Source organism: Sorangium sp. So ce590 (assembly GCF_051521365.1).
In the GTDB taxonomy this organism is placed as follows: Bacteria; Myxococcota_A; Polyangia; order Polyangiales; family Polyangiaceae; genus Sorangium.
In genome coordinates this window covers 10,364,987-10,389,275 of sequence record NZ_CP150346.1, presented here as the reverse complement: position 1 = coordinate 10,389,275, position 24,289 = coordinate 10,364,987, and the positions used below count along the sequence as shown (strand labels likewise).

Below are 24,289 nucleotides of genomic sequence, written 5' to 3'. Positions count from 1 at the left end.
CTGTTTCTGTCGTGGCTTGAGGACAGCCGCCCCGTCAGCCGCCGTCGCGCTTGATCGCACCGCCCGACTCCGGCGCTGCCGGCACATCGACGCTGTCGCAGCAGCGGAATCCCGTGGAGTAGTCGTGATAGGCGGGCTCGTGGGCGATCGTGGTGAAGTAGCACCCGGGGCCGAGCTCGCTGGTCGTGCTGAAGAAGCCGCCCATGAACACGCCGCCGCCCTCGTGCCAGGGCTGGTCGCGGCGCGCCACGCCCTCGGTCTGCATGCGCATCACGAGCTCGTGATCGACCATGTCGCTGACCCACTCGTGCAGGTTCCCGACCATGTCGTGGACGCCGAGCTCGCTGGCGCAGCCGGCGTGATCGCCGCTCCGCGCCAGGAAGCCCGGCTTCTGGTCGAGCTCGGGGCTGTTGAAGTGCCGCTCGTAGCTCCACCCGCCCGGCGGGTGGTCGCCGAAGAGCTCTCTCAGGAGGTGGGGTTTGCCGGTGTTGCACCGCCCGCGCTCGCCGTGAGGGCCGTAGGGGTAGCGGTGGACGCCGTTGCCGCGGCAGGCGCGCTGCCACTCGCGCCGCGTGCAGAGGCGCTTGCCGGCGGCGGCGCACGCGGCGGCGGCCTCGACGCGGCTGATGTACGCCTGCGGAAAGACGCCGGCCTCGCTGCGGGCGACGTAGCGGACGCCCGCCTCGGGCCGCTTGAAGTGCGGGTGGACGGCGAGCTCCCCGCCGGCGTCTGTGACCAGGTGCGCCTCGTACCGGTCGATGCAGAAGCCGCCGACGAGGGCCATGTCGGCCGGGCAAGGCCCGAGCGCCAGCGGGAGCCCGAGCGGTTGCGGAGGGAAGACGGCGGGCGCGGCGCCGGCCGGGCCGGGCGGAGGCGCCTCGGCCGGGGCGGCGCTCGCGCTGCCGGCGATCGGCGCGGGCTCGGGGGCTGCGCCGCCCAGGATGGCCGCGCCGGCGTGCGCGCTGCTTGCAGGCGCCGGCGCGGCGTGCGCGCTGCCGACAGGCGCCGGCGCGGCGGGAGCCGTCCCCTCGGCGGCGTGCGCCGCGTGCACCTGGCCAGGGGCGTCCACCTTCGTCGCCGGGCTGTCGCCGCCCTCGCCCGGCCCGGTGCACGCGGTGAGCCATGCCAGGGCGGCGAGCAAGCCTGGATTCGCGCGTCGTGACCGAGAGCGCCGGGGGAGCGAGGACCTCGTCGACAGGCAGGCCCGGAGGCGAGAGAGGCGATCCCGGAGGCGATCGCGGCGCGGCGCGGACGGCACGAGGTGGAGTGTACACGCGCCCGGCGCGCTGCTGCGCGCGATCGGCGGTCGCGCTCATCGCCTCGCCCCGCCGGCCGCGTCGTCAACGGCCGCCGGCGGCCCCCGCCGGCCGCGCCGCCGCGCCCCTCAGGGCGGCCCCGGCGACAACGCCCCGAGATCCGCGCCGCCGCGCTTCTGGCCGAGCAGATCCCGCGACGGCACCTCGCGCGCGTCGCCTTGCCCGAGCAGCATCTTCGACGACCGCTTCGGCCTGAAATCCGGGCGGCTCGGGTTGAGCTTCCACCAGCTCCCCTCCACGATCACCCACGGCTCCTCGCCCGCGCGCACCACCTCCGCCGCGAGCCGCGCGCGCGTGATGCCCGTGATCGCCCGCGTCTCCGGCAGCGCCGCCGCGAGGCGCTTCAGCCCGTTCGGCATCCCGCCGTAGCTCACCTGGGTCACCACGTTGTGGCCCGCGTCGAACCGGTAGATGCTCGTGCTCAGCACCTCGATCGAGGGCGAGTCGTCGCTGACGAAGATGTTGTTCCGCAGCCGGCAACCCCAGCTCCCGTTGCCGCACTGGAGCGCGGGCCGGCCCCTGCTGTTCATGACCACGGTGTTGTTGCGGATCAGGTTGTTGTGGCAGCCCCAGAGCGGCAGCGCGTCGGGGCCGCTCACCTGCTCCGGAGAGCGCGGGCCCGGCTCCACATAGGCCTGGTCGAACGGGTTCCCGTTGTCCCACTGCGCGATCCCGCTGCCGAGGTTGCCGTAGATGAGGTTGTTCTGGATGACGGAGTCCGACGCCCCGGCGAGGTTGATCGCCCCGCCGCCCAGGCGCCCGTTGCCGTTGATGACGTTCTGCTCGATGATGAAGTTCACGCCCCGGCCGTCCGGAAACCCGTGCTCGCCGAACCGGTCCGTCGCGATCTTCATCAGCCCCGCGGCCCAGGCGCGGGTCGGCTCCCTGCGCGGATAGCCCCGGAACGACGGGTGCTCCAGCACCGCGTCGAGCGAGGCCTCCGGATCGAGGTTCGCCTGGAACCCGCTCGCGCTGTTGCCGAAGAACACGTTGCGACGAACCACGTAGTTGTCCGAGCCGTCGGACACGTAGGCGCCGTGCTCGGCGGCAGAGAAGGCGAACAGGTTGTCCTGCAGGAGGACGGTGTGGCTGTCGGTGGAGTGAAACCCCCATGTCCGATGGTGATGAGAGAAGTTCCCGACGAGCGCGATGTGGTGCGCCAGCCTGCCGGTCTCGCCGAACGCGCCGTCGATCATGATCCCCGCCTTCGGCGTGCCCGCGCTCTGCCTGCCGGGCCCGCTGCTGCCGGCGAGGCGGAAGCCCTCGATCACCACGTGGTGCGCCCTCTTCAGGTAGATCATCCAGTTCGGGTCGGCGGCGCATCCCCGGTGGATCACGACCTCGCCCGGGCGCCCCATCGCCTTGAAATGGATGTAGCGCTCCTGACCGGCGCTCGGCTTGTCGCCGAGCGAGAACCCCGCGTAGGCGCCGGGCAACACCGCGATGAGGTCGCCGCCCCGGGCCGCGTCCGCGGCGTCCTGGAGCGTGGCGAACGCGCGCGTGACCGCGAGCTCCTGCGGCTCGGCAGCGGCGTCGCGCGCGTTCAGATCGAGCGAGGCGACGCGGATCACGGCGGGGGCCGGCGCGCCGACGACGAGGACGCGCTCGTACCGTCTCTGCAGCTTCAGCGTCTGGCTCACCCACGCGTCGGAGTCCTGCGTCTTCACGAACGGCTCGACAGCCGCGGGCAAGGGCGGCTCCGGCGGCGCGGGGGCCTGGGCCGGCGCGGGCGGCTTCTTCTGCGGCGCCGGCGGCCGCCCCGGCTCCTCGGACGGCGGCCCCGCGACCTGGATCGTGGCGCTGCAGGCGAGCGCGGCGGCCGCGACGAGCGCGGCGGCCGCGACGAGCGCGCCGCCGATGCGCGCGCACCCACGGGCCAGCTGGATGACGCTTGTCGTTCCTCTCATCTCGACGCTCCGGGGAAGGCCGCGCCCGCCGCAGCACGCGGGCTGATGCGGCGCCGCGCTCTGTTTACTCCGAAGCGCGCGGCTCAGCTAGACGTGGTCGCGTGGCGTCGAGGGCTCGCGCCCGGCGCCGCGGCGCGCTCCGCTCGGGGCGCAGCGCGCCGCGCGAGGTGCGACATCGCCTCCCAGCGGCGGCTGTCATGACCCGGGCCCGTGGCCGTTCGCTTCCTTCGCTGCCGTTCCTTTGGTACGAAGAGCTCATGAAAGCGCTCCCCTCGCTCGTGAGTGTCGCTCTCGCTGGCGCCACCCTCCTGACGCTCGCGCCCGAAGCGCAGGCGAACATCAAGAATCCGAACGATCACCCCGATTACGCGGCCGAGCTCGAGCCGCACGGGAACTTCGTCTTCTTGCACCGCGACTACGGTCTGCGGCGCGGGTACAACAGGTACTACGACAACTTCGGCGACCCCGAGTTCGGCCTCGGCTTCAGGGCCACCATCGAGCTCGCCGATCCGGCTTTCATCCCGAGGCTCAACAACACTGTCGGCATCTCGTTCGGCCTGGATTTCACCAACTGCACGTACTGCCGCCGCGACTTCACCATCTGGAGTCCGGTCACCATGCAGTGGAACTTCTTCTTCAACGATAAGTGGAGCGCGTTCGCGGATGTCGGCGCTGTCATCCGGACCGATGGGTTCTACAACGACGTGTGGCTCGATTTCGTCACCATGGTCGGCGGCCGGTACCACTTCAACGACAACCTCTCGCTGACCATGCGGATCGGCTATCCTTTCTTCAGCGTTGGCGTGTCGTTCTTCGTCGGCTGAGCTGCTCGGCGCCGGTCCTCCGGCGGGCTGGGCCGCCCCGGCGCTGCCCTGCTGCTCGCGGGTCCGAGGGGCGGAGCGCCCGGACTCCGCCGTGGGCGGCAGGATCTTGCCGGGGTAGGCGTACGGGGCGGACATCGCGCACGTGCGGATGGGGCCCACCCTGGTTAGACTAGCCGGAGATGGTCGGCTGGTATTTCGTAGGCATCCTCGGGCTCGCCCTGCTCATGGTGGTCCACGAGGGAGGGCACTATTTCGCCGCGCGCGCCTACGGGATGCGCGTCCTGAAGTTCTCGATCGGCTTCGGCCCCACCTTCTTCAAGGTTGTCCCGAAGGACGGGTACTTCTGGTTCACGACCGCCGCGGACAAGGTCCGCGTGCGGCTCTGGCGTCACGACCCGGTGAAGCACGGCCCCACCGTGTTCCAGGTCGCGATGATCCCCTTCCTCGCGTACGTGCAGATCGCGGGGATGAACCCGCTCGAGGAGATCGACCCCGAGGACAAGGGCAGCTACGCGAACGCGAGCCTGATGGGCCGGATCGCCGCGATCTTCGCCGGTCCGCTCGCCAACTACCTGTTCGCGTCGGTGCTCTTCTTCGCGAGCCTGATGACGGGCGGCAAGCCCTACCGCCTGACGGACATCGGCGTCGTCGCCGGGATGCCGGCGGCGGCGGCCAACCTCAAGGACGGCGACCGCATCGTCGAGATCGACGGGACCCCGGTCCAGGACTGGGAGAAGATGGCGGAGATCATCTCCCACAGCCCAGGCCGGCCGCTCGACATCGTCGTGGAGCGCGCCGGCGAGCGCGTCCAGGCCAAGGTCACCCCGACAAACGAGAACGGCTCGGGCAAGATCGGCGTGATGTCCATCGGGCCGACCCGCTCGGCGCCGGTGACCGCGAAGGAGGCCGCGCTGCTCGCCGTGACGAAGCCGCCGAAGGTCGTGCAGAGCCTGGTCGTCGGGCTCGGCCAGTACCTGACGGGCAAGGTCGAGGGTGAGCTCGGTGGCCCGAAGCGGATGATCGAGGAGACGGCGTACGCGGCCAAGCGCGGCTGGGCCGAGGGGCTCGAGTGGCTCGGCCTGCTCTCGGCCTACCTCGGCGCGTTCAACCTGATCCCGTTCCCGGCCCTGGACGGCGGCCGCCTGATGTTCCTGTTCTACGAGGCCGCCACGCGGCGCCGGCCGAACGCCCGCATCGAGGCGCACATCCACCTGGTCGGCGTGTTCATGCTGATCGGGCTGATGCTCTACGTCACGGCGAACGATTTCGGCCTCGGGTCGAAGTAGCGTCGAGCCGCGTTTCCTCGTGGTATCGAGGCTGCCCGCGCGGGTTCGGGCGTCGGCCGGGCGCCTCGCCCGCGCGGCGGCGTGCCTCTCGTTCCTCGCTCTGGCCGGCGGGACGGGCGCCGCGCTGGCTGCGCCGCCGGGCTCGGGCGGGTGGTCCGACGAGGAAGAGCAGGCGGTCTTCGACGTCCCCGCGCCTCCGACGCTCCCTGGGCTCACGCTGCGCGACCCGACCTTCACCTTCGAGTACACGGCGGCCGTGATCGAGCCCGAGGCGACGAGCCGGGCGGGCGGCAGGAACGCCTACGCCTGGTACTCGCACGGCGAGATGGAGGTGCCGCTCGTTCCCCGCAAGTGGTTCGTCGGCGCGGTGCATGACAGCGCCGCCGCGAGCGTCCCGGGGGTCGAGCGCTCGATCCTGCTCGGGAGCCCCGAGCTCTACGGGCGGGGCGTCTGGTCGAGCGTGCGCGGGCTCGCGTCCGGGGGAGGCTTCGGCATCGTGCTCCCGGTCCCGCGCGACGTCTCGCCCGCCGAGGCCGAGGTGCTGCGGACGGCGCGCGTGGTGCGGCCGTGGGACGAGACGCGCTTCCGGGAGCTCACGCTGACGTTCCGCCCCTGGTTCGACATGCGGCACATCACCGGGCCGTTCATCTTCCAGCTCAGGCAGGGCATCGACTGGTCGCTTGTCGTGCGCGGCCTGAGGTCCGGCGAGCGCCGCACCGACCTCACGGCGCACACCGCGTTCTACTTCGGCTACCGGCTCGCGCGGCCGGTCGGGGTGGGCCTGGAGCTGTGGGAGGTCTACCAGCTGACGCAGGACCTGCCGGACGACAAGCGCGCGACGTTCGCGATCTCGCCGAGCATCCGCTTCATCCTGGCGAACGTGCAGCCGGCGCTGAGCGTGCTCCTGCCGGTCGCGACCCCGCTGCGCGGCGACGTCGCCTGGTACTACGCCGCGCGGCTCAGCGTCGGGTTCACCTTCCCGACGGATGCGCCATGGGCGCCCCGGTGAGCGCGCGGCGGGCGCGTCCACGCGCGTCCACGCGCGAGGGGGAGCTCGCCGCGCGCTCCCGCGGGCGACGGCGCGGGGATCTCGTTCGAGTGCGTGCATCCAGCGCGGCTGCTGGGTACCCTGGCCGCGTGGTCACTGCAGCATGGCTCCGGCGCGGTCTGGTTGTCGCGGCGCTCCTCGGATCGACCGGCTGCTCGACCCAGCTCGTCAGCCTGAACGAGGGGCCCCGCGAGTACGTCGCGACGGACTACGAGAACGTGCTGCGCACGTGGACGCGCACGGAGCACCTGTTCGCGCTCTCGGAGCTCGACAACTTCCTCACCGCCACCGCGACCTTCGAGTCGTGGGACTTCCGCTGGGCCTACGTGGCCCGCTACGCGCAGGACTACCGGCTCACGATCGAGCAGCGGCAGAAGCTCCTCGAGAAGACGCTGGAGGAGACGCGCCAGCGCCACCAGTTCTTCGTCGCGATCTTCGGGGGCGAGCGCAAGCACAACGACCTCTCGACGCCGAACAGCGCGTGGATCGTCCGGCTGATCGACGACACGGGGAACGAGACGGCGCCCGAGGAGATCGTCGCGATCACGAAGCCGAACGCGCTCGAGCGGACCTACTTCCCGTACAACACGGTGTGGCGGCAGGCGTTCCGCATCCGCTTCCCGCGCGCGACCGCGGAGGGCAGGCCGACGATCTCGCCGAGCGCCAAGTGGTTCGGGCTCCGCTTCGCCGGAGCGCAGGGCAACAGCGAGCTCGTCTGGCAGCTCAACGAGGACGAGGAGCCCACCGAGGCCGTCGAGCTGGAGCAGGAGGCCGCGCGCGCACGGCCGCTGCGTCCGGTGAGAGGCCGAGGCCGACTCTAGGCGCGGCTCGGGCGCGGCTCGCGGCCCTCGGGCAGCCGTGCCCACGTCGCGCCTTGGCGCGCGGGCGTGCCGCCGGCGACGCGGCCGGCCTGCCCACCCGTGCACGGCGTCGGTTCTCCTGCCGTTTCAGCTGCCCTGGGCGTTCAGCGAGATGGACTGCGCGAGGATGGAGAGCAGCTCGGGCGTGCTCTCGAACAGCTCGCGCAGCACGGGGTGGTCGGCGATGAGCACGAGCGCGCCGCATCCGGCCGCGCGCGCGATCGTCGGCGCTGGCTGGCCTCCGAGCAGCTCGGAGGCGAACAGGAGCTCACCGGGCCTCGTGGTGCCGGCGATCGCCTGCGATCGCTCCGCGACCAGCTCCAGCGCGCCGGCGCCGACGATCACGAGCCCGGGTATGGGATTGCCGGCGTGGATCAGCTGCTCGCCGGGCTCCAGGTTGCGCAGGCGGAGCCGGTCGAAGACCCGGCGCAGCAGCGTCTCCTCGAGCTCGCCGAGCGGCCCCATCGTGGCGCCAGCGAGCGACTGGAGCCGGTCTGCGACGGTGCGCAGCTCGTCGACGACCCAGGGGCAGGTGCGGAGCGCGTTGTCGATGGTCGCCTGGTCCCAGATCGCCACCCGCGCGCCGCCCGCGCCGGCGACCACGCGCAGCGGGATGCCTTCCGCGAGCGTGCCGCGGGACGGCACGAGCGCCCTGATGGCGGCGCGCTCGGCGGGCGTGTCGACGATGTTCGCGCACACGGCGGCGCTGCCGCTGAGCACAAGCGCTGCGCCGTAGACGGCGAGCTCCTCGTCGGACGCGAGGTCTTCCACGTGCGCTGCGAGCGCGAGCTCGTCGTGCGTCTCCTCGGGTAGATCGGCGAACGCCTCGATCTGCTCGAGGTCACGGCCGGTGAGGGCCGCGGCCCCGGCGGCGGCCCGCGCGGCGCTGGCCGCGTCCGGCTGCGGCAGAGCCGGCGCGATCTCCGGGTCGATGTCGAGGGCCGCGATCGTTCCTGCGTCCGGAGGCGCTCCGTGCGGTGCGTCGAGCGCCACCCTGGCGAGGTCGACGGCCTCGCCTGCGTCCGCTCCGGGCCCCTCCATCGCCGGCGCCTCGGGCCGCGCCGCGTCGGTCGTGAGGGGGGCGTCGACCGCCGCCGTCGCGCGGGCGTCGGCAGCGAGCGCCGGCAGCGGCTCGCCAGCGGCCGCCTGGGCCGCGGGCTCCTCCTCGAGCGCGATGTCCGCGTCGTCGAGCAGCTCTTCTTCCGCGTCGGGCTCGGCGGTCGCTGCACCGAGATCGAGCGGGCGCTGCGCCGGGTCCGCGGCGCCGCCGGAGGTGGGCTCGCCGAGCGGCAGGCCGGCCGTCGTCAGCAGGTCGCCGTCCTGCCCCGCTGCCTGCGGCGCGGGGAATGGGCTGTCGAGCCGCGACGATGCAGGAGCGTCGAGATCGTGGTCGGAGAGCTCGATGATGACGGTCCCGTCGGGCGTCGAGGCCGGGAGAGGCGCTTCCGTGCTCGCAGGAGGCTCGAGCTTCCCGGCAGGGATCGCGGGCGCGCCGGCGCCCTTCGAGGGAACGTCGTCGGCGGAGGCTCCGAGGTGTCCGGGCGGCTCGCTTTCGGTTGGCGTCGCTGCGCGGGGGCGTGGCGCTGCGGGCGCCGGTGGCGCGGGAGGTCGCGCGGAATTCGGTTTCCGCTTGAGCGTCAGATCGAGCGGTGCTGCCGAGGTGATGACCTCCTCCTCGTCTCCGGCCTGCGGCGTCGAGGGAGGCCTGCGAGCCACGAGGTACGTGTCGCCGCTCGGCGTGATGGTTTCCTGGGGAGGCCGAGGTGGCGCGGCTGTCTCCGCGTCGTCGGACCACGGATCGAGGATCGGCTCCCGGGGCTTCCTTTTCGAGCCAGCCGTTGCGAGCGCCGGAGCGGCCGTGTCTGTGCGGGCCGGGGCGGGCGTCGGGACCTGATCCTCGACGAGGATCTCGCCGACGACGTCGTCGGGCGCGTGCTGCTCGGTGGGCGCTGCCGGGCTCGGGACGTGCGGCGATGTCGAGAGCGGCAACGACGCGGTGGAGGCCGGAGGCGCGGCGGGCGGCGGCGCGGACGGCGCGGCGGCGGACGGCGGCGCGGCCAGCGGCTGCGCCACGGGCGCCGGAGGCGGAGGCGCAACGGATGCCGGCGCAGACGGCGACTGCGCCACCGGCGGCGGAAGTGGCGCCGCAGGCGGCACAGGCGCGGCGGAGGTCAGCGTGGGTGACGGCGGCGGCACCGACAGAGGCAGCGTCGGCGGGTGCGGCGGCGCGGCGGGCGGCGGAAGCGGCGGTGCAGCGGGCGGCGGGTGCGGCGGCGCAGCGGAAGCGGTTGTCGCGAGCGGGGGCGGCGCCGGCGGAGGCAGCGTCGGCGGGTGCGGCGGCGCGGCGGGCGGCGGCAGTGCAGCCGGCGGCGGGGGCGGCGGCGCAGCGGAAGCGGTTGTCGCGAGCGGGGGCGGCGCCGGCGGAGGCAGCGTCGGCGGGTGCGGCGGCGCGGCGGGCGGCGGCAGTGCAGCCGGCGGCGGCAGCGGCGGCGCGACCGACTGCGGCGACGCTGGCGGGGCCAGCACCTGCGGGTGCAGCGACGCAGCGGGTGGAGGCAGCGGTTGCGGGCGCGGCGCGGGCGGAGGCTGCGCGCGCGGGGGCGCGAACGACGGTGGGTGCGGCACCGGTGGAAGCCCGACGGGCGGCGCCGGCGGCGGCCCGATGGGCGGCGCCGGCGGCGGCCCGATGGGCGGCGCCGGCGGCGGCCCGAAGGATGGCGGGTGCGGCGGTGTCGACGCGGGCGCGGCGCTTCCTGGCGCTGGCGGCGAATGCGGCTCCACGATGAGCCTCGGCGGTTGTGGCGCGGCGAGAGCTGCTGCCGGAAGCGCGGAGGACGTTGACGGAGGCAGCGGCGCCGCGGGCGGCGGCTCGCTCGTGGCGCGTGCCCCGGCGCGGCGCGGGGGCGGCGGGGGGCTCATCGCGGCGTCGGCCCGGCCGCGCTCCGGCAACGAGGCCAGGGCGGCCGGCGGCTCCTGCAGCACCGGTGCCGGGGAAGGGCGAGGGGGGGCCGACGATGGCCGCAGGGATGCTCCCCGCGGTACGGCCGGCGGCGGTACCGGGGCGGGCGGCTGCGCGCTCTGCGCCTGGGCCTGCGCGGCGAGCCAATGCGGGTCCGCGGTGATCTGCGGCTTGAACGACGGAGACCCTGGCGGTGGAGGCAGTGGCGGGATGGCGTTCGCCGCCGGCGCGACAGGTAGCGGAGGTGCCGGCGGTGGTTGACTCCGATAAAGGGCGCCGGCCTGGACGTTGGGCGCCGGCGGCGGTGTGGAGGGGGCGACCCGCGTCGGCGGCTGCGCGTACGGCGCGGCCTGCGGCTGCGCATACGGCGCCGCGGGCGGCTGCGAGCGCGGCGCCGCCGGCGCGAAGGGCGTCGGCTGCTGCACGGGCGGCGCAGGCTGCGGGAAAGCACCGCCCGGCGGCTGCTGTGTCGGCCGATGCGCCATGGGCGGCGGGGGAGGCGGGGGCTGCGACGCGCTTCCCTGCGAATGCCCGGTAGGCGCGGGGGGAAACGGCGCGATCGGTCGGCCCGCGGCGGCCGGCCCTTCCGTCGCGCCCGGATGAAGCTTCGGCGCCGGCCGCGACGGCGCCGGCGGGCGCTCCGCTTCGGCGGCCAGCTCCGGCTCCGACAGCGGCTCGAACAGGTCGATCTCGATCGAGGGCATCGACGCGCGCAGCTCTGCGCCGAGCGAGATGCGGCGGCGCCAGGTCTGCTCATCGGACGGAGGAGCTTCGTCGGCTTCCTCATCGGAAGGGGACGGTTCGTCGTCGTCCTCGCCGGTGATCGTCTCCAGGAGATCGGGATCGCTCGGCTGCCCGACCTCCGAGGCCATCACCTCCTCGAGCGCCGTCGCGCACAGCCCGAGCTCCGAGGCGCGGAACGGCTGCCCGACCGCCCCGGCCGCGTCGGCCGCGCGTCGCAGCCACACGATGGCGTCGCGCCGCTCGCCGCGCGCCCACAGCGCGCTGGCCGTGGAGATCCCCCACACGACATCTTCATCGTCATTCGGGTGCGGTTCGGGGAGGGCGACCACGCGGTTCGCCATGAGCAACACCACCTATCACAGGCCCCACTGCGGCCGTTTACCCATGATACCGAGCGAGCCGACGTCCAGGTTCGAACGTCGCGCGAGCCCCACGGCGCGGAAAGCCGCGCCACCAAGAGCTTAGCCGCGCTCGATACGGCTCGTACAAATTACGATACTGATGTCGCTTTCGGTCCTCTCGTCGCCGTGCGCGGCCGCCGGCCCCCAGGGCGCTGGCGCGTACCCGCGGGGCCGGCGTGATGCCCCGTAAACTCAAGGCGAGCGCCGCGCTCCCGTAGGGGCAGTCGGCCAGATCGCCGGCAGGATCCGCGCCGCGTACGGCATCTGAGCGCGCGGTGCCTGTGGCCCGCTCAGCGCCGCCCGCTCAGGTGGACCGCCGCCCGCCCATGCGTCGCGGCGGGCAGCTCAGGACCGCTGCGCGACGGCGCATCTCCTCGACACCGTCCCGCGACGCCGCCTCTCCGGGCATGCGCCTCGCAAGCCAGCCGATGAGCGTCAGCCCCGCTGCGCGGGCGTCTGCGGGCATCGTCCCTTCTTTCAGGAGGCTCGCGATCTGGGCGATCAGACGCGTGCGCGTTTCCTCAGGCGCCATCCTGCGTGCTCCATGAAGCATTCGAACGGGAAAGTCAAAAGAACCGCTACGCCGGCGCGCAGCCTCGGCGGCGGAAAGGCCGGCGCTGTGCTCTCCTCAACATCCGATCTGGACCGCGCGCGCAGGTCGACGGCGTGCCAGCACGCGTTACGAAACGGCGTCAAGAGCAATTGCACAAGGGTCAGATCGGCGCGATCAGCACCTCGCGATCCTTGGCGCCGTTCGCCGGTCCGACGAGCCCGCGCTTCTCCATGGCCTCGACCAGCTTGGCCGCGCGGTTGTAGCCGACGCCGAGCTTGCGCTGCAGCCACGAGGTCGAGCAGCGCCGGGTATCGGCCACGATCCGCACCGCGGCGTCGTACATGGGATCGGCCTCCGCGTCGGCGGTGTCGGGCTCCTCGCCCTCGTCGTCCCGGGGCCGGAGGATCGCCTCGTCGTAGACCGGCTCGCCCTGGAGCCGGAGGAAGTCGGTGATCTTCTGGACCTCCTCCTCGGAGCAGAACGGGCACTGGACGCGGCGCGTGTCGTTCGAGCCGTTCATCTTGATCAGCATGTCGCCGCGGCCGAGCAGGTGCTCGGCGCCCTGCTCGTCGAGGATCGTGCGGCTGTCCACCTTCTGCGCGACCCGGAAGGCGATGCGCGTGGGGAAGTTCGCCTTGATCATGCCGGTGATCACGTCGACGCTCGGCCGCTGCGTCGCCAGGATCACGTGCATGCCCGCGGCGCGCGCCTTCTGCGCGAGCCGCGCCACGCTCGCCTCCACGTCCTTGCCCTGCTGCATCATCAGATCGGCGAACTCGTCGACCACGATCACGATGAACGGGATCTTCTCCGGCAGCGCGGCGTCCGACCCGTCCTTCGCGGCGTCGATCTCCACCTCGAGCCCGTCTGCGCCGATCGCGCTCACCTTGGCCGGGGGCCTCGGCGGGCGCGCCTCGCCGCGCTGCACGCGCTCGACCCAGGCGTTGTAGGTCGTGATGTTCTTCGTCCCCGCGTTCGCGAAGAGCTGGTACCGGCGCTCCATCTCGTCGACGGCCCACTTGAGCGCGTTCGCCGCCTGCTTCATGTCCGTCACGACCGGCAGGAGCAGGTGCGGGATGCGGTCGAAGGGCGCGAGCTCGACGACCTTGGGATCGATCATCAGGAGCCGGAGCTCGTCCGGCGTCTTGCGGAAGAGCAGGCTCACCAGCATCACGTTGAGCCCGACGCTCTTGCCCGCGCCGGTCGCGCCCGCGACGATGACGTGCGGCATCGACGCGAGGTCGGCGAAGTACGGCGTCCCGATGATGTCGCGGCCGAGCACGCACGGCAGCGGCGCCTTCATCTCGAGGAAGCGGCGATCCTCGACGAGCTCGCGCAGGTTGACGGGCTGGCGGTGCTCGTTCGGGATCTCGAAGCCGATCCGGTTCTTCCCGGGGATGGGGGCGACGATGCGGACCTTGCGCGAGAGGCCGAGCGCGAGGTCGTCCGCGAGGCCTGCCACCTTCGAGACCTTGGTGCCGGCGGCGGGCGAGACCTCGAACGTCGTGACGGTCGGACCGGGGTGGATCTCCTCGACCTTCCCGCTGACGCCGTAGTCGGCGAGCGTCTTCTCGAGGAGCTGCGCGGTCGCCTTGAGCTGATCCGCGTCGAGCTGGAGGCGTCCGCCCGCGGCCGCATCGAGCATGTCCGTCATCGGCAGGCGGAAGCCCGCCCCGGCGGCCGGGACGACCTTCACCACGGCGGGCTTCTCGCTCACGAGCTCGCGGCTCGTATCGACGATGGTCGGGGCGCGCGGCGCGGCGCCGCGCGGTCGCTCCGGCCCGCCGGCGAGCGGCGGCTCGCGGTGCGCGGGCCTGGCGTCCGGCTCGCGCAGCGGCAGCTCGCGCGGGGGCAGCTCGCGGTGCGCGGGCCTCGCGTTCGGCTCGCGCGGGGACAGCTCGCGCGGAGGCAGCTCGCGGTGCGCGGGCCTCGCGTCCGGCTCGCGCGGGGGCAGCTCGCGGTGCGCGGGCCTGGCGTCCGGCTCGCGCAGCGGCAGCTCGCGCGGCCCGCGCACGGGCAGGATGGGCGACGGCGTGGGCACGTCGAGCGCTTCCGGCTCAGCGAACGCGGTCGACATCTCCTCGTCGGCCACAACGAGCGCCGCGTGATCCACCGCGTCGTCCTCGTCCAGGTGCGCATCCCCATCGAAGAGGTGAGCCTCGCCTCCGAACGGCGAATCGTCGTCCTCCTCCGGGACGGCGGCGCCGCGCGGCTCTCTCGGGGGCGCGGCTCTACCCCGCGCAGCCCGACGCTGCGCACCCTCGCGCGGCTCGGCGGCGCGCCGTGCACCCTCGCGCGGCTCGGCGCTGCGCATCACCAGCTGGCGCGGCTCGTCGACCTGCTCCGCTGCGTCGAGCGGCTCGTCGACCTGCTCCGCTGCGTCGAGCGGCTCGTCGACCTGCTCCGCTGCGTCGCGCGGTTCGGCGCCGCGCAGCACCACCTCGTGCGCCTCGCCGCCGTGGATCACCACCTCGTGCGGCTCGGCGCTGTACGGCACCACCTCGCCGCCGTGGATCACCGCCTCGCTCGCCTCGGCGTCCTGCTGCGCCGCCTCGCGCGGCTCTTTGGCCTGCGCCTTCCGCCCGCGTCGCGGCTTCGGCGGGGCCGCCGGCTCCTCGGGGGCAGCGCTCGTCGGCGCGCTCTTCCAGAGGTCGAGCGCCGGCGCCTCGACGTGGGCCGGCTCGACGGGCGTGCTCCTCGCGGCGGGATCCGAGAGCGGCTCGTCGGCGTCGTCCGCCAGCGCGGCGATGATCGCGTCGGGGCTCGAGTTGCGCGCGATGATCGGCGGCGCTTCCTTCGCCGAGGCGCCCTCCCGCCGCTCCAGGTCGCGCGCCGCGGCCCACGCCCCGAAGAGCGCGCGCGCCCAGCCGGCGACGCGCGCGGCGATCACCACCGCGAGCTGCTCGGCCCGGTGCGCCAGCTCGATGAACGAGAACGTCGCCCGGCCCATCAGGATGAGCGCGACGACGGTGAGCCCGATGATGTATGATCCGATGTTCGAGAAGAGCGCGCGCAGCACCTCCCCGAACAGCTCGCCCACGGCCCCGCCGAGCGGCATCGCGCCGAACGCGACCGCCAGCGGGAACGCGACGTGCGCGAGCGCCGCGAGCACGATGACCACCACGATGTCGCCGCTCAGCCGGAACAGGCTGGCGATCGAGCGCTTCGCCCCGAGCAGCGGCATCGCGAGCAGCGCGAGCTCCAGCGGGACGAACCACGCGATGACCCCGACCGCCTCGACCGACGCCCCCGCGAGCGCCGCGCCTACCGGCCCCACCCAGTCGTCGCCCGAGACCTCCAGGCGCAGCGGATCCGCACGAAACGAGGCGAGCGCCAGCGCGCTGTACAAGGCGGAGACCAGAAGGACCAGCGCCGCCGCATCGCGGGCATAGCTGTGCCCCTGCGGCGCCGCAGGCCCCGCGACCCCCGCCGGGCTGGTCCGTGCGGCGCCACGCGCCCCGGACCGCAAGGGCTCGCCAAGGCCGGCGACGGGCTGGGCACGGCGAGGAGCGAACAAAGGGACGTTCATGCCTACCTAAACCTACCTTGCTCACATATGCGCACTCCACCCCGGGGGCAAGAAGTCTGGGAGGCCTGTCAGGGAGCGGAGGGCGCCGCCGCGCTGGAGTTCTGGCCGGATTTCGCGCAAACTTTGTTCGAGCTCCCTTCTTCCCGGCCTTGAAATTCTTTCAAACAGAGCGCTGCGGGCGGTACCATCCCGACCCTCCTGGGACGTGCATGGAAACTGTCGAACGAGCAGGGCGGCGCGGCGGCGCTGCAGGCCTTCTTTTGCTGTGCCTCGCGACCGCTGGCGTGGGGCTCGCGACCAGCGGGTGCCGCGTCAACGAGAACGACATCCATCGGTGGGAGTCGACGGCGCACGGGCCGGACAAGCTCAGGGCGGTGCTGTTTCACGACAAATACGACGACTCGCTCCGCATCGAGGCGGCCACGTCGCTCATCCGCATGAAGCCGCGGCAGGGCCGGCGCGTGGGCATCGGCATCATGGTCGAGACCCTCGCGACCATGGCGCCGGAGGCCCGGCAGTCCATCGTGGCCGCGCTCGTGCCGTCGATCATCGCCGAGCTGAGGAAGCCGCCGCCCGTCGCGCAGCCGGGGCAGGCGCGCCCGCCGGACACGTCGTTCCCCTACAAGGACGCCGCGTACGCGATGCTCACGTCGGATCGGACCGTGATCATCGCGGACGAGGCGCTGAAGGAGGGGCTCAAGGCCGCGCTCATCGACTGGGCGATGGCGGACTTCGAGCACCGGCTCGAGGACCGCTCGCAGGCCTACGGGATGGAGCAGCTCCTGCGCTTCATCGGCCCCCCCGCGGTGGCCGGGCTGCCGAAGCTCATGACCCGCGAGGCGAAGCGGCTCGACCAGATGGCGTCGCTCGTGGCCGAGTACGGCGACCCGCCGACGAAGGAAGCCGCCTCGGCGAACCTCGTCTCCATCGCGAAGTTCGTCACCTCCAGCGAGTGGGTCGACGCCAAGAAGCCCGAGCTCCAGGCGGCGAACGCCGCGTCGAAGCTCGCGCCCACCGAGAAGCAGTTCGAGGCGCAGCTCGCGCAGTACCAGGAGGAGGAGCTCTTCCGGGTCTTCGGCTCGATGAAGAAGCTCGGCGGCAGGCCGTCGGTCGACTTCCTCCTCGGGTTCGCGGCCAACAAGGAGCAGCCCGAGAAGCGCCGCCAGGCCGCCCTCGCCGCGCTCGAAGGCCGGCTCGACCGCAACAACCCGAGCGACATCCAGCGCATCCTCGAGATCGCCACCGCGGACGCGCCCGACGTGGTGCTCGACCAGGCCTTCCGCCGCGTCGGCGAGATGCCGCGCGAGCTCGTCGTCGAGAAGCTCTACGGCCTGTTCAAGACCGACAAGTGGAAGATCCGCCGCGCCGCCGCCGCGACCATCCTGAAGATGTCGACGGTCAAGCACATTGACGAGTTCATGAGCAGGCTCCCCGACAGCAAGGGGTTCGCCATGCCCGAGGCGCTCACGTACGGCGCGGCGTTCGGCGATCTGAAGGAGGGCTCGCCCCTCGAGGCCCTGAAGAACCACTTCGCCGCGGGCTCGGCGCCGGCGCGCACGAGCGCGATCGCCTACTACTTCACGTTCGGCACGATCGCCGATCTCCCGGCGGTCAAGGCGCTCGAGGGCGACACCACGCGCGCGCCGGTCTGCGAGGCCGATCCGGACTGCAAGTGGGCGTGCGAGGTGTCGAAAGAGGGGTCGAACGAGCGTGAGCTCAGGGAAGTGAAGACCGTCGGCGAGTTCGTTCAGTACTGCATCGAGCCGGCCATGCAGGAGCGGAAGCCGGAGATCGAGAAGGGCGAGAAGAAGTGACGCGAGCGCCGGCGCAGCACGTGGCATCTTCGGGCGATCGCGCCGCGATGCCAGCGCGGCCCTTCGCGCCGGGCCCGCGGCGCTTCGCCCTCGCCACGAAGGGCGGCCGGGACGCGGGTTTCACGGCGGGCTGCGCGGGCTCTCAGCGGATCTCGCGCGGACATGTTTGCGGTCGCAGCGCGCTTTCGGCGCGGTCCAGCGCCATCAGGTGCTTGCAGGGAAGAGGCCGGGAGGAGGCTTCCCAGCGCAATTCATCCTCCGATATCGTTGGGTAGAGATGAGCGCGGATCCGAACAAGAAAAGCGCACGGACGTTCCAGTGTCGCGATGTCCTTTGGGAGACGTTCGAGCAGATGGCGCGCGAGCTCGAGTGCTCCATCGACTACCTCATCAACGAGTCGATGAAGCAGTACGCGCGGCAGCGAAGCTACAGCCCGCGAACGCCTTTTCCGCCGCCCGCGAGGGTCGACGCGGCGCCCGGCTCCGGACACCAGGCGGTCCCGCACGCTCATCAGCCCAGCGCGGTGCCTCCGGCCGCGACGCCCCCGCCGCCCGGGCTGGTGACGCCCGGCTCGCCGCCGCCCTTCGGACCGGGCGGGCCTTCGATGGTCGCCCTGCAGCAGCAGCCGCCCGCGGGGGCGGCCTACGGTGCCCCGGCCATCGCGTCTGCCTATGGCGCGCCGTCGCCGCCGTACGGCGTGTCCCCCGTGGGGCCGGGGCCGACGCCGGTGCCGGCGCTCACGCCGCCGCCGCCACCGCCGGTCCGACCGGGCGCGCCGCCGCCGCCGCCGCCGCCGCCCGGCAGCAGCAGTGCCGGCGGGAAGCGGCCCAGCTTGCCCGTTCCGCCGCCCATCCCGGGCCGCATCGGCGGCCCGCCGCCGCCGACCAGCGTGACCCGCCTCGGCGCGCCGCCGCCGCTCCCGTCGCAGGCCACGAACCCCGGCGGGCGCCCGAGCATGCCCGGCGGCTCGGTGAGCCGCTCGGGGCCGCCGCCGCCGCTGAGCAGCGCCGCCGGGTACGCCTCGCCCATGGGACCACCGATGGCGCCGCCGCCGTACGGCGTTCCGCCGCAGGCAGCGAGCAGCATGCCGGGCCCGCCGCCGATGGCCATGGGGATGCCGAACCAGATCCCCGCCGGCCCGGCGCTCGCCGCGTTCTACGCGGGGCAGCGGTTCGTGGTGAACAAGGACCGGTTCATCATCGGGCGCGGCAAGCAGTCGAGCGATCTGACGATCAAGGACCCGAACGTGTCGCGCCAGCACGCCATGGTCGAGTTCCTGAACGGCCAGTACTACATGGTCGACATGGGCTCGACGAACGGCGTCGAGTACAACGGCCAGCGCATCGCCCGGAAGGCCATCGTCGAGGGCGACCTCTTCCGGATCTGCGATCACGAAGTGCGCTTCTCCTACCGCTGACCGCGGCAGGCCCGTCGTCTCCGCCGGATCTCGCGAGATGGTGAAGCGTGGAGGCGCCGCGGCGGGCTTGCGGGAGCTGCGCCGCGGCTCGCTGCGGCGCGAGCGCCGCGGCGCGCTGCGGGTCGGCGCGGCGGGGGTCCTCCTCGGCGCGGCGATCTGGGGCGGGGCGGTCCTCGCTTCGCAGCTGCCGCCGTGGGTCCCGGCGGGCGACGCCCCGCTCCCGGCCTGGGTCAAGAGCGCGCGCGTGCTCAAGCGCGATCAGCCGCTGTTCGACGCGCCGGGCGGGAGCCCGCGCCGGCGCGGCTCCGTCGATCGCAACGTGCAGCTGCCCCTCTTCGCGGCCCGGCGCGGCGACGGCTGCCTTGGACGCTGGCTCGAGGTCGGCGCCGCGGCCTGGGTCTGCGACGACGCCGTCGAGCTCTCCGCCGCAGCCCCGATCAGCCCGTTCGTGCGCACGTGGCGCGAGGTGCCGGACGGGCTCCCGTACCGCTACTACTTCGTCGGCCCCGATGGGTCCTTCGGCTACCGCCGCGCCGACGCGGCCGACATCGACGCGCCGGACGCGCAGCTCGAGCCCGGCTTCGCGGTAGCGATCGTCGAGGAGCGGGCCCTCGGCGGGGCGCGGTACGGCCGCACGAACAGCGGCTTCTGGGTGCCGATGCGCGATCTCGGCCCGGTGCGCGCCTTCGCCTTCCACGGGGTGGACGTCCCTCCGGACGCCGCGCAGATCGCGATCGCGTGGGTCGTGTCCGAGAGGGCTCCGCTCTTCACGCGGGCCGGGGCGGGCTTCACGCGGACCGAGCAGAGCAAGGCGCGGTTCGACGTCGTCTCCTATCTCGAGGAGGCGCAGGGCGCCTCGGGCAAGCTCGCGCGCATCGCGGACGGCGACGCGGCGGCGTGGATCTCGATCCGCGATCTCCGGCGCCCGTCGGTGGCGCCGCCGCCGCCCGAGGTCGACGCCGATGCGGGCGAGCGCTGGATCGACGTCGAGCGTTCGACGCAGACGCTCGTGGCCTACGAGGGGCGTCGCCCCGTGTTCGCGACGCTCGTCTCGACCGGCAAGGGCGCGCCCGGGTCGTCGCGCGCCACGCCCGCCGGTACGTCCCGGATCTGGGCCAAGCTGCTCACCTCGGACATGGACAACCTCGAGGACGAGGGCGCCGATCGCTATTACCGGATGGAGGACGTCCCCTACGTGCAGTATTTCTCGAAGGGGGTCGGTCTGCACGGCGCGTTCTGGCATCGCTCGTTCGGCCAGGTGCGGAGCCACGGCTGCGTGAACCTGGCCCCGCTCGACGCGCAGCGGCTGTTCTGGTGGACGTCGCCCCGGCTCCCCGCCGGCTGGACGGCCGTCCTCCCCACGGCGCACGAGCCGGGCACCGTGGTGCGCGTGCGATAGCGGCAGGCCGCGACCGCGCGAGACGGGTCACGTAAGCCGCGGCGAGGCGGGCCCGTGCGGGGCTCGCTGCCATGCGCACGGGCCTGGCAGCGAGGGCGATGGGTCTGTGCGCGGGCGGGAATGCGCGCGCTGGCGAGGCTCCATCGAAGGAGCGCTCGGCCGGCGCAGCAGGAAGGGGCGGGAAAGGAGCAGCGGAGCCGGACCCAGGGGGCGCGGCCAGCGCTGGCTCAGGGGGCGATCTTGCCCTGGAGGAAGAAGGCGATGACCCAGGAGAGGAGCACGAGCGACTCGATGAGCGCCAGGCCGAGGATCATCGGGGTCTGGATCCGGGCCGCAGCGCCCGGGTTCCGGGAGATGCCCTCCAGGGCGGCGGCAGCGGCACGCCCCTGGCCCATGGTGCCGCCGAGGGCAGCGATGCCGATCGCGAATCCGGCAGCGACGGCGAGCCACGAGTTCGCGTCGTACTTGTTCGACGCCGCGCCATCCTGCGCCAGCGCCATAGCGGGAACCAGTACCAGCGCAGTGCCGACAACGGCGGACAGCGACAGCTTGCTCTTCAGCGACATCCGAATCTGCTCCTTTCAAGCCACACAGCCCGCGCGGGGCTGCATGCGTAACATCTGCGTGGGTCGGGGGCCGCGCGGGCGGTACCCCCTCGAGAACCGGGGATCTCTCCCGGGACCTCTTCGACTGCTCGGTAGGGGGTGCGCTCGCGCGATCCACCCACCGCTCTGGGGCAACCCATCGACAGCGGGGCCCCTCTAATCCGATTTTCGAGGGCTGGCTAGCCTTCTCTTCATCCTCCAGCGCCGTTCTCCGCGGCGCCGGGTGATCCCTGAGCGAGCGATCAGGCGCAGCGATCAGTGATGGTCCGCCTTCTCCGTTGCGAGCCCGATGTAGATGCAACTCAGCAGACAGAACACCAGCGTCTGCACGACGATGATGATGATCGCCAGGAACATGAGCGGCACCGGGACGAGCAGCGCGATGAGCCCGAGGAAGATGCTCGCCACGAGGTGGTCGACCCCGATGTTGAGCATGAGCCGGATCGAGAGCGTGACCGGGCGGACGCAGGTGGAGATGACCTCGATGGGGAAGACGAGCGGCGCCAGGTACCACTTCGGCCCGGCGAGGTGGGCGATGTAGCCCCAGCCGTTCTCCTTCAGCCCGTAGTAGTTGAAGAGGACGAACACCACGACCGCGCACCCGATCGTGACGTTCAGGTTCGAGGTCGGCGGGTTCACCCCCGGGATGAGCGCCGACGCGTTCGAGAAGAAGATGAACGCGGCCGAGCCCCCGATGAGCGGGAAGTACCGCTTCGCGTTCTCGGGCCCCATCACATCCCGAGCCATCCCGTAGAAGTAGCCGAAGAACGCCTCGAAGAACGTGCGCAGCGTGAGCTTGTCCTCGGGGACCACGGACTCGTTCAGGCGCCGGTACTGTCCGCGCACCTCGCTGGCGAGCAGCACGAACAGCACCATGATCAGGAGGCTCATGAAGATCGGCTCGGTCCCGCGGTAGTCCACCGTGTGGTGACCGATGAACGTCTTGCCGATGTTGCGAGCGTTCTCCCGGAGTCCGGGGAGCTGCGCCAGGAGGTACGTGAGGAACCCTGTGTGCTCAGGCATGGCTTTCGTCGTCGATGCGCCGCGCTGGCAGCCGCGCGGCTGTGCCGGCACGGCCGCGCGCGCCGGCGCGCCTTGGGGGAGTCCGCCCTCGGTCGAGGGGGCCTCGCCTCTACCACAACTCCTTCACGGTGGGCACCCCGGAGCGCGCCGAGTCGCCGTCGCATCGCGCGCGGGTCGCTCGCGGCGGCGCCGGTCGCCGCGGGGGCTCAGCGGCGAGCGCTCGGCGGGGCCCCGTCTGCCGGGGGCTTCGGCCCGAACAGGGTCCCGAGGCTGATGCCGACCACGAGCGAGGCGTAGCCGACCATCAGGGCGACCCCCGAGACGAGATCGCTCTTCAGGATGAGCCAGACGCCGCCCATCAGGCCGGTGAGCTTCACCATCGCGATCAGCGTCCACGAGACGGTGTGGCCCCTGCGCGAGAGGAACGCGTCGACGATGCGCGCGAAGACGTACAGGTTCGCCGTGGCGATGGCGCCCCCGATGCCGACGCCGAGCGCCGCGCGCGCGCCGTACGCGAGCAGCGCGGCCACGGACAGGACCGCGGCGGTGCCGGCGACCCAGCGGAGCACGGCCCGCATCGTCGCGTCCCCGAGGCCGGGCGGTCCGTCTGCGTCGGGCTCCTCGTGCGGCGGCTCGCCGTCGCGCGTCTCGGGTCTTCGCTCAGCGCTCATCGTGCTCCTTCGCGGGCGGCCGCTCGTCGGGGTAGGGGACGACATCGCTCGAGTCCGCCCGGCGGTCGCCGTCCGGCGCGCGCTCGTCCTGTCGCGCCTTGCGGTCGTCGAACATCGGCGCGGGGTTCCCTTGCTCGCGCTCCTCCCTCGCAGCAGCGATCTGCATCTCCTTCCACGCCCGGTGGACCGCCTTGCCGGCGGCGCCGAGGCCGAAGAAGAACCAGAGCACCGAGAGGAACGGATCCGTCCCGAGCTTCGCGTCGAGCCAGCGGCCGACGAACAGGCCGAGCATGATGCAAAGCACCACCTCGAGACCGACGGTCCCGTAGCTTCCGACGGCCTTCCAATCCTGCTTCATCAGGGGATCCGATCACCCGGTGGTACCTGGGTGCCTCCGGTCGCGATTACAAGCGGTCCCGGACGGGGTCAACCGCCGTCGGGCGCCTCCGCCGGAGGCGCACCGCCTACCGCCGCGCGACCAGCGCCTCGAGCGCGGATCGCATCGCCTGCGCGGCCCTGCCGCGGTGGCTCACGCGGTTCTTCTCGGCCTCGTCGAGCTCGGCCATCGTCCGTCCGTACGCTTCCACGACGAACAGCGGGTCGTAGCCGAAGCCGCCCGTACCCCTGGGCTCTCGGCCGATCCATCCCTCGCAGCGCCCTTCGGTCACGACGGGTTGCTCTTCCGACCGCGGATCGAGCAGCACCATCACGCAACGGAAGCGCGCTCGACGGGGGTCGTCGGCCATGTGCGCGAGCGCCGAGAGCAGCGCCTCGTTGTTCTCCGCGTCGGTCGCGCTCTCCCCCGCGAAGCGGGCGGACCGCACGCCCGGCCGGCCGCCGAGCGCGTCCACCTCGAGCCCCGAGTCCTCGGCGAGCGTCACCATCTGCGATCGGAGCGCGCCGGCGCGCACCTTGAGGAGCGCGTTGTCCAGGAACGTCGCGCCGTCCTCGACCACCGGCGGCGCGTCCGGCAGCACCTCCGCCAGCGAGAGCACCTCGATCGGGAGATCGGCGAGCAGCGATCGCAGCTCGGCGAGCTTCCCCCGGTTCGAGGTCGCGGCGAGCAGGCGCAGCGGCTCCCGGCTCACGCGACCCTCCAGTGGTCCGTCTGGAATAGCGCGGAGAGCTCGACGCCGGCGTCGCTCAGCGCGCGGTGCTGCGCGCTCGCGAGCGACGCCACGCCCGCGAGCGCGAGGTCGATCATGCTGTCGAGCTCCGTCCGGGGGATGGCCTCGTCCTCGGCCGTCGCCTGGACCTCGACGACCGAGCCGACCGCCGTCGCCACGACGTTCATGTCGACGCGCGCCGCGCTGTCCTCGGTGTACACGAGATCGAGGGCGAGCCCGCCCGGAAGGTGGCCCACGCTGATCGCCGCCACCTGATCGCGGAGCACCGGCCCCTCGAGCGACCCGGCCGCGCGCATCCGGTCGAGCGCCAGCGCGAGCGCCACGAACCCGGCGGTGATCGACGCGGTCCGCGTGCCCCCGTCCGCCTCGAGGATGTCGCAGTCGATCGTGATCGTCTGCTCGCCGAGCTGCTTCGGATCGATCGCCGCCCGGAGCGCGCGCCCGATGAGCCGCTGGATCTCCTGCGTGCGCCCGCTCGGGGCCTTGCCCCGCCCGTCGCGCGGCTCCCTGCGGACCGGGCTCGATCGCGGGTGCATCTGGTACTCGGCCGTGAGCCAGCCCTTGCCCTTGCCCATCATCCAGGCGGGCACCGTGGGCTCGACCGACGCCGTGCAGAGCACGACCGTCCTCCCGGCGCGGTAGAGGACGGAGCCCTCGGCGTTGCGGTGGAACCCGAGGATCATCTCCACGGGGCGGTGGGCGTCGAGGGCGCGGCCGTCAGGGCGATTCACGAGGGCCGCCTTAGCACAACTCGGGCGACGCACGGGCTCGCCTCGCGGCGGCGCGCGAGGCGCCCTGCGGCCCGG

The 24,289-nt window shown here is 72.9% G+C and carries 17 protein-coding genes; 7 read left to right on the top strand and 10 right to left on the bottom strand.

From position 1 onward, the window contains the following. Positions 1-34 precede the first annotated feature (34 nt). Together WMF28_RS39425 and WMF28_RS39420 are read right to left on the bottom strand one after the other, a co-directional pair. The gene (locus WMF28_RS39425) at positions 35-1,141 is read right to left on the bottom strand and encodes an SUMF1/EgtB/PvdO family nonheme iron enzyme (RefSeq protein ID WP_437598802.1); all 1,107 of its coding nucleotides are present in this window, start codon (positions 1,139-1,141) and stop codon (positions 35-37) included. A gap of 243 nt (positions 1,142-1,384) precedes the next feature. Continuing rightward, positions 1,385-3,223, bottom strand: a complete 1,839-nt coding sequence (locus WMF28_RS39420; RefSeq protein ID WP_437598801.1) for a right-handed parallel beta-helix repeat-containing protein — start codon at positions 3,221-3,223, stop codon at positions 1,385-1,387. A gap of 257 nt (positions 3,224-3,480) precedes the next feature. On the opposite strand from WMF28_RS39420, the gene WMF28_RS39415 reads away from it, so the two are divergent. The 4 genes from WMF28_RS39415 to WMF28_RS39400 all read left to right on the top strand — a co-directional run bounded on the left by WMF28_RS39415 (position 3,481) and on the right by WMF28_RS39400 (position 7,202). Beyond that, positions 3,481-4,047: a hypothetical protein gene (locus tag WMF28_RS39415; protein ID WP_437598800.1), complete on the top strand. Its 567-nt coding sequence runs from the start codon at positions 3,481-3,483 to the stop codon at positions 4,045-4,047. 179 nt (positions 4,048-4,226) lie between these two features. Continuing rightward, positions 4,227-5,333: a M50 family metallopeptidase gene (locus WMF28_RS39410; RefSeq protein WP_437598799.1), complete on the top strand. Its 1,107-nt coding sequence runs from the start codon at positions 4,227-4,229 to the stop codon at positions 5,331-5,333. Positions 5,334-5,352: 19 nt separating this feature from the next. Next, the gene (locus tag WMF28_RS39405) at positions 5,353-6,342 is read left to right on the top strand and encodes a hypothetical protein (RefSeq protein WP_437598798.1); all 990 of its coding nucleotides are present in this window, start codon (positions 5,353-5,355) and stop codon (positions 6,340-6,342) included. Positions 6,343-6,470: 128 nt separating this feature from the next. Further along, the gene (locus tag WMF28_RS39400; protein ID WP_437598797.1) at positions 6,471-7,202 is read left to right on the top strand and encodes a hypothetical protein; all 732 of its coding nucleotides are present in this window, start codon (positions 6,471-6,473) and stop codon (positions 7,200-7,202) included. A gap of 126 nt (positions 7,203-7,328) precedes the next feature. On the opposite strand, the gene WMF28_RS39395 is transcribed toward WMF28_RS39400, so the two are convergent. After that, positions 7,329-11,285: a hypothetical protein gene (locus WMF28_RS39395; RefSeq protein ID WP_437598795.1), complete on the bottom strand. Its 3,957-nt coding sequence runs from the start codon at positions 11,283-11,285 to the stop codon at positions 7,329-7,331. 773 nt (positions 11,286-12,058) lie between these two features. Beyond that, the gene (locus WMF28_RS39390) at positions 12,059-15,427 is read right to left on the bottom strand and encodes a DNA translocase FtsK 4TM domain-containing protein (protein ID WP_437598793.1); all 3,369 of its coding nucleotides are present in this window, start codon (positions 15,425-15,427) and stop codon (positions 12,059-12,061) included. Positions 15,428-15,636: 209 nt separating this feature from the next. Between WMF28_RS39390 and WMF28_RS39385 the strand changes: the two genes are divergently transcribed. The 3 genes from WMF28_RS39385 (at position 15,637) to WMF28_RS39375 (ending at position 20,057) form a co-directional block, all read left to right on the top strand. Further along, a complete protein-coding gene (locus WMF28_RS39385; RefSeq protein ID WP_437598792.1) occupies positions 15,637-17,241 on the top strand; it encodes a hypothetical protein in 1,605 nt (534 codons plus the stop codon). Positions 17,242-17,518: 277 nt separating this feature from the next. Then, positions 17,519-18,658, top strand: coding sequence for an FHA domain-containing protein (locus tag WMF28_RS39380; RefSeq protein WP_437598791.1), 1,140 nt, complete (start codon positions 17,519-17,521; stop codon positions 18,656-18,658). A gap of 37 nt (positions 18,659-18,695) precedes the next feature. Then, a complete protein-coding gene (locus WMF28_RS39375; protein ID WP_437598790.1) occupies positions 18,696-20,057 on the top strand; it encodes a L,D-transpeptidase in 1,362 nt (453 codons plus the stop codon). A gap of 227 nt (positions 20,058-20,284) precedes the next feature. On the opposite strand, the gene WMF28_RS39370 is transcribed toward WMF28_RS39375, so the two are convergent. The 6 genes from WMF28_RS39370 to rph form a co-directional block, all read right to left on the bottom strand. Further along, the gene (locus WMF28_RS39370) at positions 20,285-20,623 is read right to left on the bottom strand and encodes an ATP synthase F0 subunit C (RefSeq protein WP_012240589.1); all 339 of its coding nucleotides are present in this window, start codon (positions 20,621-20,623) and stop codon (positions 20,285-20,287) included. A 294-nt stretch (positions 20,624-20,917) separates the two neighbouring features. After that, the gene (atpB, locus tag WMF28_RS39365) at positions 20,918-21,685 is read right to left on the bottom strand and encodes a F0F1 ATP synthase subunit A (RefSeq protein WP_437598789.1); all 768 of its coding nucleotides are present in this window, start codon (positions 21,683-21,685) and stop codon (positions 20,918-20,920) included. 206 nt (positions 21,686-21,891) lie between these two features. Next, positions 21,892-22,356, bottom strand: a complete 465-nt coding sequence (locus tag WMF28_RS39360; RefSeq protein WP_437598788.1) for an ATP synthase subunit I — start codon at positions 22,354-22,356, stop codon at positions 21,892-21,894. Beyond that, positions 22,346-22,714, bottom strand: a complete 369-nt coding sequence (locus WMF28_RS39355; protein WP_437598786.1) for an AtpZ/AtpI family protein — start codon at positions 22,712-22,714, stop codon at positions 22,346-22,348. Before WMF28_RS39355 ends, WMF28_RS39360 begins: the two co-directional genes overlap by 11 nt. A gap of 106 nt (positions 22,715-22,820) precedes the next feature. After that, on the bottom strand, positions 22,821-23,444 hold the full coding sequence (gene rdgB / locus WMF28_RS39350) for an RdgB/HAM1 family non-canonical purine NTP pyrophosphatase (protein WP_437598785.1): 624 nt from the start codon (positions 23,442-23,444) through the stop codon (positions 22,821-22,823). Further along, the gene (gene rph, locus WMF28_RS39345; protein WP_437598784.1) at positions 23,441-24,214 is read right to left on the bottom strand and encodes a ribonuclease PH; all 774 of its coding nucleotides are present in this window, start codon (positions 24,212-24,214) and stop codon (positions 23,441-23,443) included. Before rph ends, rdgB begins: the two co-directional genes overlap by 4 nt. Positions 24,215-24,289: the final 75 nt, after the last annotated feature.